This is a genomic window from Xenorhabdus innexi, from assembly GCF_002632485.1.
Lineage (GTDB): Bacteria > Pseudomonadota > Gammaproteobacteria > Enterobacterales > Enterobacteriaceae > Xenorhabdus > Xenorhabdus innexi.
Genome location: NZ_NIBU01000096.1, coordinates 1 through 8,591 on the forward strand (window position 1 = coordinate 1; position 8,591 = coordinate 8,591).

General features: G+C 38.0%; 11 protein-coding genes. 2 read left to right on the forward strand and 9 right to left on the reverse strand.

What is annotated here, in order from left to right; translation table 11 throughout:
* Positions 1–181: 181 nt before the first annotated feature.
* Both Xinn_RS22255 and Xinn_RS19150 read left to right on the forward strand, forming a co-directional pair.
* Positions 182–334, forward strand: a complete 153-nt coding sequence (locus Xinn_RS22255; RefSeq protein ID WP_169923627.1) for a hypothetical protein — start codon at positions 182–184, stop codon at positions 332–334.
* A 112-nt stretch (positions 335–446) separates the two neighbouring features.
* Positions 447–686 carry a hypothetical protein gene (locus Xinn_RS19150; protein WP_086954034.1) on the forward strand — a complete coding sequence of 80 codons (240 nt, stop codon included), beginning with the start codon at positions 447–449 and terminating at the stop codon, positions 684–686.
* A gap of 199 nt (positions 687–885) precedes the next feature.
* On the opposite strand, the gene Xinn_RS19155 is transcribed toward Xinn_RS19150, so the two are convergent.
* The 9 genes from Xinn_RS19155 to Xinn_RS19195 all read right to left on the reverse strand — a co-directional run bounded on the left by Xinn_RS19155 (position 886) and on the right by Xinn_RS19195 (position 8,244).
* Entirely contained in the window at positions 886–1,650 is a 765-nt protein-coding gene (locus tag Xinn_RS19155) for a TIGR03747 family integrating conjugative element membrane protein (RefSeq protein ID WP_086954035.1), read from the reverse strand.
* Positions 1,622–3,766: a type IV conjugative transfer system coupling protein TraD gene (gene traD, locus Xinn_RS19160; protein WP_086954036.1), complete on the reverse strand. Its 2,145-nt coding sequence runs from the start codon at positions 3,764–3,766 to the stop codon at positions 1,622–1,624. The genes Xinn_RS19155 and traD overlap by 29 nt, the downstream gene beginning before the upstream one ends.
* Positions 3,763–4,407, reverse strand: a complete 645-nt coding sequence (locus Xinn_RS19165) for a restriction endonuclease (RefSeq protein WP_169923628.1) — start codon at positions 4,405–4,407, stop codon at positions 3,763–3,765. The genes traD and Xinn_RS19165 overlap by 4 nt, the downstream gene beginning before the upstream one ends.
* Positions 4,407–4,925, reverse strand: coding sequence for an integrating conjugative element protein (locus Xinn_RS19170; RefSeq protein ID WP_086954037.1), 519 nt, complete (start codon positions 4,923–4,925; stop codon positions 4,407–4,409). Before Xinn_RS19170 ends, Xinn_RS19165 begins: the two co-directional genes overlap by 1 nt.
* A complete protein-coding gene (locus Xinn_RS19175) occupies positions 4,922–5,509 on the reverse strand; it encodes a transglycosylase SLT domain-containing protein (protein WP_086954038.1) in 588 nt (195 codons plus the stop codon). Before Xinn_RS19175 ends, Xinn_RS19170 begins: the two co-directional genes overlap by 4 nt.
* A 12-nt stretch (positions 5,510–5,521) precedes the next feature.
* Positions 5,522–6,259 (reverse strand): TIGR03759 family integrating conjugative element protein, encoded by a 738-nt coding sequence (locus tag Xinn_RS19180; RefSeq protein WP_086954039.1) that lies wholly within the window; start codon positions 6,257–6,259, stop codon positions 5,522–5,524.
* 9 nt (positions 6,260–6,268) lie between these two features.
* Entirely contained in the window at positions 6,269–6,970 is a 702-nt protein-coding gene (locus Xinn_RS19185) for a hypothetical protein (RefSeq protein ID WP_143706516.1), read from the reverse strand.
* Positions 6,971–6,985: 15 nt separating this feature from the next.
* Positions 6,986–7,603: a PFGI-1 class ICE element type IV pilus protein PilL2 gene (gene pilL2 / locus Xinn_RS19190; protein WP_086954041.1), complete on the reverse strand. Its 618-nt coding sequence runs from the start codon at positions 7,601–7,603 to the stop codon at positions 6,986–6,988.
* Between the two features lie 362 nt (positions 7,604–7,965).
* Positions 7,966–8,244 carry a colicin Z C-terminal domain-related protein gene (locus Xinn_RS19195; RefSeq protein ID WP_244590262.1) on the reverse strand — a complete coding sequence of 93 codons (279 nt, stop codon included), beginning with the start codon at positions 8,242–8,244 and terminating at the stop codon, positions 7,966–7,968.
* Positions 8,245–8,591: the final 347 nt, after the last annotated feature.

Genomic DNA, 8,591 nt, shown 5'->3' on the forward strand with positions numbered 1-8,591 from the left:
TGTGTATAGGTCATAGTGCATTTTCCTTTGGCGAGAAAGATGCCTACTATAGCAACTGACCGCCTTTCTTAGAAATTGCACTTATTAGTCGAATCCAAGGAGTCTTCAAAAAATAGGGTTATCGGAATCTGAAATAGCTGTAAACGTTCATATTAAAGAACACAATCAAAGCGTAATCAGTATGAATAAGCAAGATGCAAAAAATTATCTTGAAATAGAATCTGATCATTACAGTACTGAACAACTAAAAGACTGGGTAACAGATAAGATAGTTTTAGAACTTCAAGAAATTCGGTATCCAGAGTCAGATATTGTAATAACCATTATTGAATAGTTATTACACAAACATCAAAATTAAAAAACATACTAATATAGTAATAAATGAAATGGCGGGGATGCCCCCCCGCCATAATAACAAGCCCATATTTTATTATGGAGACTAAAAAATGCCACATAGTTATTATATCAGTGAAAAAACATCTCACCAACAGTTGATTAATATAAATAATCCACGGTTAGCGGATTTACCATTATTAAGCATTGAGCAGTATGAAAAAATCATCATAAAAAGGCCAACAATGATTGATGGTATAGCCAAGATGCTGAATTTAGCCATGGTACACCAGAAATCTAACACTGATCGAAGCAACAATAATCTTGTTTCGGGGGGAAACACGGCGCAGTAAAAAGTAACTGAAACATCTGGCTACTTCCCTACTGACTTAGGCGGGAAACAGTTTCCCCCCCTAAACCCAATCTACTCCAACATTCTTGTTTCGGGGGGAAACACGGCTCAGTAAAAAAGAACTGACGCGCCTAGCGGCTTGTCTGCTGACTTTAGCAGGCAAAAGCAAGTTTTACCCGCTAAAGTCCAGCCCGATATAACTACAAGTACTTTTTGAATGATGCTGTCATTACTGTAACTGCTACACCCAACAAAATAGCGGCAGGAAGCAATAATAAATTTGGGTATACCGCAGAAGGCCATGATAAATAAACCACACATGGCACATAAAAAGCAGGTTTAACAAAACGTTTTGCATGATGATAAACAAAACTGGACTCATAACCTGCGCCATACCTCCGCAGATCTCTTCGTCCTAATCCTTCAACCATCGCCACTAAGAGTACTAAGACAAACAATGGGATCGATAAAACTAAGATAGTTATTCTAATCAGGAAAGTTATCGTAACAAAAACTGATGCCAGAAGATAAGCTTTCAGCACTTCAAATATATCTTCACTCCACCCATTTAGCTCTCTGACAATGGCATTATTACTTGTTGCCTGCTCCTGATAAACACTGTGAAACCAAGTCATAATACCACTATCTACAAATAACCATGTATAGACTGATTCAATACCATAGCTAAGAGTTTGAGAGGGAGAAGACATAAATAAGCTGCGAGTAAATTCTGATGATAAATATCCCCCTTCAATCAGCATAACTTGCCGACTATGTTCAGCGCCTTGTTCTGACCAAAAAAAGGCTATTCCGATCCATTCAATAACTATGCTAAAAAATAACGAAGCTAATAACATGCCTATCAGATACAAAGGAAAATGCCATAATACTTTAGCAAATAGACCAGGTTCTTTTACTGGGCGAGAAGATTCTGAATTAGCTCTTATCTGTTGCTGTTGAGCCATCGCCTTCTCCTTCTTCTGATAATTGAATGTTCATTTCCTGTACATCATTTGGGATCTGACTGGCTGACCACCAAGAATCACCTGTGCGATAATTCTTACGCATATACTCTTCTATCTTTTTCAGGTTTTCCGGCATCAATACATCATCTTTACCATCAGGTAGAGGCATTCTAATTTTCCACAATTTTCCCCCTTCCAATAATGCAAACGCTTGTCCTTTTGGTAATTGGATAACATCGGATGGAGATAATAAGGGTTTAGTTACCATACTAACCCTATCTTGCGTATTGGATGTAAAATCACTTCCTTGCCCTGGGTTAGAAATATCTGTAATTCCTGATACCAGCGTCTTTGTGTACACATCTATTTCTGGTAACTGTTCAGTAAGCAATTTAGCTGTTGCTAACTCCCTCACTCGCAACATAATTAATGTATTAAAGTTTCCTGTTACCTGAGCTGATTTTGCCGCATTCCCTAGGCGAGCTTCGATATCAGACCATGTTTGCGTATATGCTGTAACCTCAATACCAGCACCACCACTTTTATTTAATAAGGGAATAAACTCATCTCCCATTAGTTCATTAAATTCATCACAATGTAAGCTGATAGGTGATTTTTTTATTTTGTCTCCCTCATGCAAACCATCGTGTACGCCAAATTTATATATCTGTCCGGCATATGAAACAAGATCAGCAAACATCGAGTTACCTACTGCCGCTGCTACTTCGGAATCAGACAAAGCATCAAGCCCTATATACACAATTCCTTGCTTCCTGATAACTTGCTGCCAATCAAACATTGGGCGGGGATCATTCATATCTTCATAATCTGGAGATAGAAGCGCGGCGGTTTTTCCAGTCGTTAATTTTTCCAATAATGGAAGAAGAGAAGCTACTATTTTATCAAAATAGGTACGGTCATAACGTATAGCACTGCGTAAACCATCCAGAATAGGATCATATATTTTCTTTCCTTCTTCAGATGTCAATGCCATCTCAATGGCCCAGATAGAAACTGCATTAGGATCGCTCTGCATATGGCGAGGAACATCATTTTCTGTTAACACACTCCGAGCATTTTCTATCTGTGCAAACAAAGCAGGTAATTTTTCTTCGATAATCTTTAATGAATAAGTTTGGTAAAGATCCCCAATATTAGTAACGTAACGCAAAATCAGCCCGTAATCAGGACGCTGCCCCAATGCAACTAATGCCCTGGCTACAATATTCACAAATCGCCACGCAAAAGCGCGAAACGCTGCATTATTGCCTTCACCTGATAACTGCCCTGCCACCCTACTGGCTACCTCTGAAACACGTCCAAAACGCCCTACAGCATTGTAGCGAGCGCTAATATCAGGCCAGCCGAGATGAAAGATATAAAGTTCCTCGCTACGCCCCGCACGATGCGCTTCAGCCCATACACGTTTTAAAAGATCTGCATCTCCTTTTGGATCAAAAACAATCGTGACATTGCCGCGCCTGATATCCTGTGTAATTAACAATTCTGCCAATCTTGTTTTACCTACACGAGTCGTTCCCAGCACCAAGGCATGACCCACACGTTCACGTAAATCCATAGAAACATTAGCTTCATCCGGTTCTATTCCATGCAAGACCGGATTTCCACCAACTGGCGGTAATGGGCGAACCGGATTAAATAAACTATCCGATTGTAATAATTGACAGAAACGAGGAAAGCGAAATTCAAAGCGTTGCTCAAAATTTCGAGCCAATTGATAATGCTTCGGTGGTTTTATGTAATGTTCAACTTCAGGGCGCTGTGTCTCCAATAGTCTCTGTGTATGTTTTTGTAACCATAAAAAACCCTTACCTAAAAATAATCTTTGGTTACTGATAGGTATTTGATTTGAGGACATAACATATAATGGTAATCGTCGTAAATTTCGCCTATAGCGTAAAACCCGCCACCCTTGACGGGCACGGATAACAGCAAAGCAAGCAAATGCGCCTGCTGTTACATAACTAACAGATGGAGCCAGTGCAACTGCCCATGGTGCTACAGCACAAACATAAGCTGCCCCCGTTGCTGCAACGGCTGAATTAAACTCCACTGCCGGACGTAATAGAGCTTCAATAACATAGCGATCACTCATTTCTTTTCTCCTAATATTACTTTCTCATAATTAATTTTATTTTTAGGCTGAAAAGTGAAATTACCCGACAATAAATCTAATAATCTCTTTCCACTGATAATATAAATCGGGTATTTAGCACTGTGATAAATACTTTTTTCTCCAGTACGCCCTGTATGAATAAATAACCCATCACAGTTCATGTATTGTAAAACTTTCCCAAATTCATCAATGTGATTAGGATTAATTGCCTGACTATATCTTTTAGCTTGAATTAAATAACATTTACCCCCTATCCAAACTTTGCCATCTATTCCCCCATCTCCGCTATAACTTTTATTTCGCTTGACTTTAAAACCTTGTTTCTTAAATGCCAATAACAATAGCTCTTCAAATACATAAGGATTAATTTGTCGTAAATAATTTAGTCTACTCCCATCATTTTTAAGGGTTGGTAATTTCTTCAGAACTCTATTTGCCGTTTTATAATAATTACGGTGTCTGGTCGATTTTTTAGAAAAAAATTGTTCAGTCGCATGACTAATAATTAAAACAATACAAAGAAATAATACCCCCAACCCTAAAAATAGAAATGGGTTTTCAGCCACTGTTGCGCGTAAAGGAGTAGGGATAATCGTTACATATATATGAGTAGGAATCATTATGGAACCTGTTGTGTTAACCCCGTATCAGTGATCAATACAGGGTAATGTGTTAATTGCAAACGAAGAGCTAAGTCACTGCCAGATATAGGTGAAATAATACCGCCTTCATAAAACTGCCTTAATTCATAAAAAGAAGCAGCATTATCAACATTGATTACCATTCCTACTGCATTTAGTGTTTTTAACCTGCCAGCATTTTGATGCAGCCAAGTTCGGGATAATTCATCGTCACCAATCAAAAATAAGGCTCCTATGCCGGGCAAATTTAAAAGTCGGTCTTGCACAGGACCAGGAACCATTTCAGGTGTTTTTACTGGCAAAAACATCTCTAATGTTGGCTGTTCTGGAACCATCTTATCAATTGGTGACTCGCTCCATTCATTTGACTCATTATTTATCGCATCAAAATAATAAGCTGTACTTTCTCCCCCTAAATCAGCAACTACTTCTAACTCTGCAAAGGTTGTGCAACTTATTGCATATAGCGATAAGGCAGAAATTAATTTAAGTTTCATGGTGTTTTTACCTTTGGTTCGATCCACATTACTTTGTTCATTACTCCGGTAGTGTCTGTAACCGAAGCTAACGAAGACAATTTTTTCTTTACCACAGATTTATATCTATCAGCCGGAGCACCGCCGTTAGGGTGGTGATAACAGCCAGCCGCTACTACCCAGCTCCCTGGATTAAGTTCATAACAAGAACGCAATATACGAGCGGCTACATGGAGGTTGGTATAAGGATCAAATGCTTCCCATGTAGAAGAAAAATGGTGTCCATTCCAACCCAAATTAACTTGTGCAATTCCAACATCGATTCGTTTCATGGGGTGTGTCTTAGAGAAGACTTGTAATGCTTGCCATGCTGCCAGACGAGTTTCATAACGATATCCCTTACCTGCTACATTAATCGTCCATGGCCACGGCCTCATTCCTTGAGGTAATCGATAAGAAGACTCGGCTAAAGCCAGTGAATACAACATCTCAGGCGGCACTCTTTCAGCCTGAGCTACTTGATGGTAGCCCAGAGGTACTTCTTGCTGATTAGCCACGCAGCACGAGGACATAAATAACACACCATAGAGCCATAGGTGCTTCATCATATTCCCTCATTAAAATGCTGCTATTTGCCAACCATTATTAGAATTTTGCTGTAATACAATAGGCATTCGCATTTGACCGTATTTCAACCAACGCCCTTCATCGTGATTTAGTGTGATCTCTTTTGTTTTCACTCGCTCAATAGGAATTTTTTTCGCGTTCGCCCATTCCCTTATTCGTCCATCATCACCTTTGCTATCAACAATATAGATATCAACAGGACGTTTCTCTGCCAAAATTGCAGCTAATCGAGCATCACATTGAGTACAATCATCAATACGAACAAATAGCGCTAACCTACCTTGTGTATCATGTGCAATACCAGCAGGGTTTCCTAAATTAACAGGCAAGGTATTTGGATATAAACGCTTCCAAGCAGCATCAACCTCGCGCTGAAAACGCAGTTCCTTTTCAACACGTAGATATTCTTGCTGAACCCATAATTCAGCCAAGCGTTTACGTTCAGAATCACTTTGGGTTTCAAGACCCAAAACAGTGATTGGATCTAAGCCAGGCGATTGAATTCCTCTAGGCCCTTTTATTATCTCCTGATAGCGAGAGTACTCTTCTGTACTAAGTCCCCATTCTTTTCCAAGATTCTCTGATTTTAATAGATGCGATATATCTTTTTGTAGGAACTCAGTTATATCTTTTTGTACGAACTCAGATATAGAAGTATCTTTCTCTGCTACTGCACAAGGAACAGCCCCCAATAAAAATACTGTTAACGCAATATTTTTTATTTTCATGTAATTACCTTATTTAACATTTAATGTTAATGAGCGCCCTTTAGAAATAAACTTCGCACTGTCACTAGACATATGGGCCAGAGTCCAGCCTTGAACCTCTTCACCAATATCAATTAACTGAATCTGTGAAAGGGATATAATATTGTTCGGAACAACAACAGCGAATGCCTTTCCTCCCCTGTATTCAATGCCTGAAAAAACAAATGGCGCTTTTGATTGGGATAATTGGCGCGGTTTATCAGTAGTTTTTTTATAAACTGGTTGTACAGATTTTTTTGTTTCTGCAATACCACTCAATTGTGATTTCAAAGTCTCTAATTGTTTTTCATATTGTTTTTGGCTGTTCTCCAACAAAGACAACAAACTTTCAAGAGCTTGAAAACGAACTTCCCCATTTTGAGATTGATTACTAATTTCTCCTATTTTTTTATCTAAATATGAAAGTGTCTCATCTTGTTTATTAACACGCTGTTCTAAGGCAGAAAATTTGCTTTCCCACTGTGCTTTAAATTGAGTGAATTCACTTTCATTAATAAATTTTGGTTGATTCACTTCTAAATGCTGAAGACGAGTATCAACAGCAGACATTTTTTCATTCACGCTTGAATCTTTCTTTATAAAAAATAAAAAAACTACCAAAGTAACTACTAAAGCTGGTGCAACTGTAAAAAGGAGTAGTTCCTTTAGAGTAGGCATCCTTAGAGAGTGCATTTATCTAATCCTCCCTTATCCTCTTTTTTCAACAGTAGGTTTCATATCAACTAAAGGAGTAGAAACAGATTTCGATTTAGGTTTCACAGTTAATTCTTTCGTCTGAGATTTATTATCCACGCCAGATGAAGCTATATCAGTTGTTTTATACCATTGATATTCAGGACGTAAGCTATGACATACAACGCGCTGAATATCATCTACTTCTAGTTTCCAAGCAGACCCAGCTAACAATTGCAACGCTACATTTAATCGTACTGGCCCTAGTTGATAATGAGGGGCTGGTAAAGGTTGCTGATAAAGAGTCTCTGACTGCCCGCTTACACTACACAAACGATATCCTGATTGACGCAATACATAACGCATAGCCTCACCAACAGTAGGCTTTAATGAACTAGGCATTTTAAATTGAACCATTTGTTTCAACGGGTAGCGTTGTGCTATTTCTGGAGAAGTATCGACCAGCAAATAACGATCATAGCGAACTACTTCTGGAGGCGACTGGTAAATATCAGGCAATGCAGCAGATATATTATCTAGAGGAGTAGCAAAAGATGGCACAGTTGTAGCTTTATGCTTTACACATGCTGTCAGTGAAAGCGGAATTAATAACACAAGAGATAGTTTTTTCATGATCCTTTATCCTGTTCCTATATAACTGTTATTTGCATAACTTTGCTTGGGAACAAGAGAGGATTCAACAAACAACTCTATCTTGAAAAATAAAAAAAAATCCCTATGGACAATGGACTGGATTATCAGGTCAATAAGCCTACAACCTTACTATTGAGCATAATTCGCACAAAAATAAAACACACAAAAACATACAACTTTCTTTTATTAAAAAATAGCTAATATAGTTAAAGAAACCCTGAAATTTTAATTTTTAGATAAAAAAAACATTACTGAGAGATAAATCTATGGCTTGTTTTGTTACACATGAAATAAGCCATAGATTAATTATATTAGATCCTAACTATTTTTAATAATCAGACTTAATATGTCACTTCAACTTTTTGCCCTGTTGAACGGCTTTTGAAACGAATACGATCCCGCCCAACACTGCCACTATAACCTTTTATAGTGTATGAACCTGGTCCTGTTGTATATTCAGTTCTATAGCCTCTATTTGTTGCATATTGAATCTCAACATCAAACAAAGAAGGAGTTAGGGAAGTACTCTTGAATGAAACTGTGTATGAAAACCCCACATTGTTTTCTAACTCAACCCATTCTCCCCATGAAAATAGAGGAGCCAAAGCTATTATACTCATAATAACCTCTCATTGATGAATTATACGCACGATAAAAAGACAGACGGCTCTTTATAAAATAAACATTCATTGTCTATAGAAAATACAATATCAATATAACATAAAAGAAAAAAGAGAAGACAAAACCTTAATTGTAAGGAAAGGAAAACAAAGAAATAAAAGATAATATCAAGTTTGATTACATAAAATATAAAAAAATCCCCCAATTAGTGGGGGAAATTATTGTTTTATCTTTACGCTTATGTCATGTTGGGTAGGGCACGTGCGCCCGAAACGGGTTAGCCGTTGCCCTCCCACCGAACCGTACGTGCACATTTCTATGCATACGGCTCTCCATTGGATCAAAC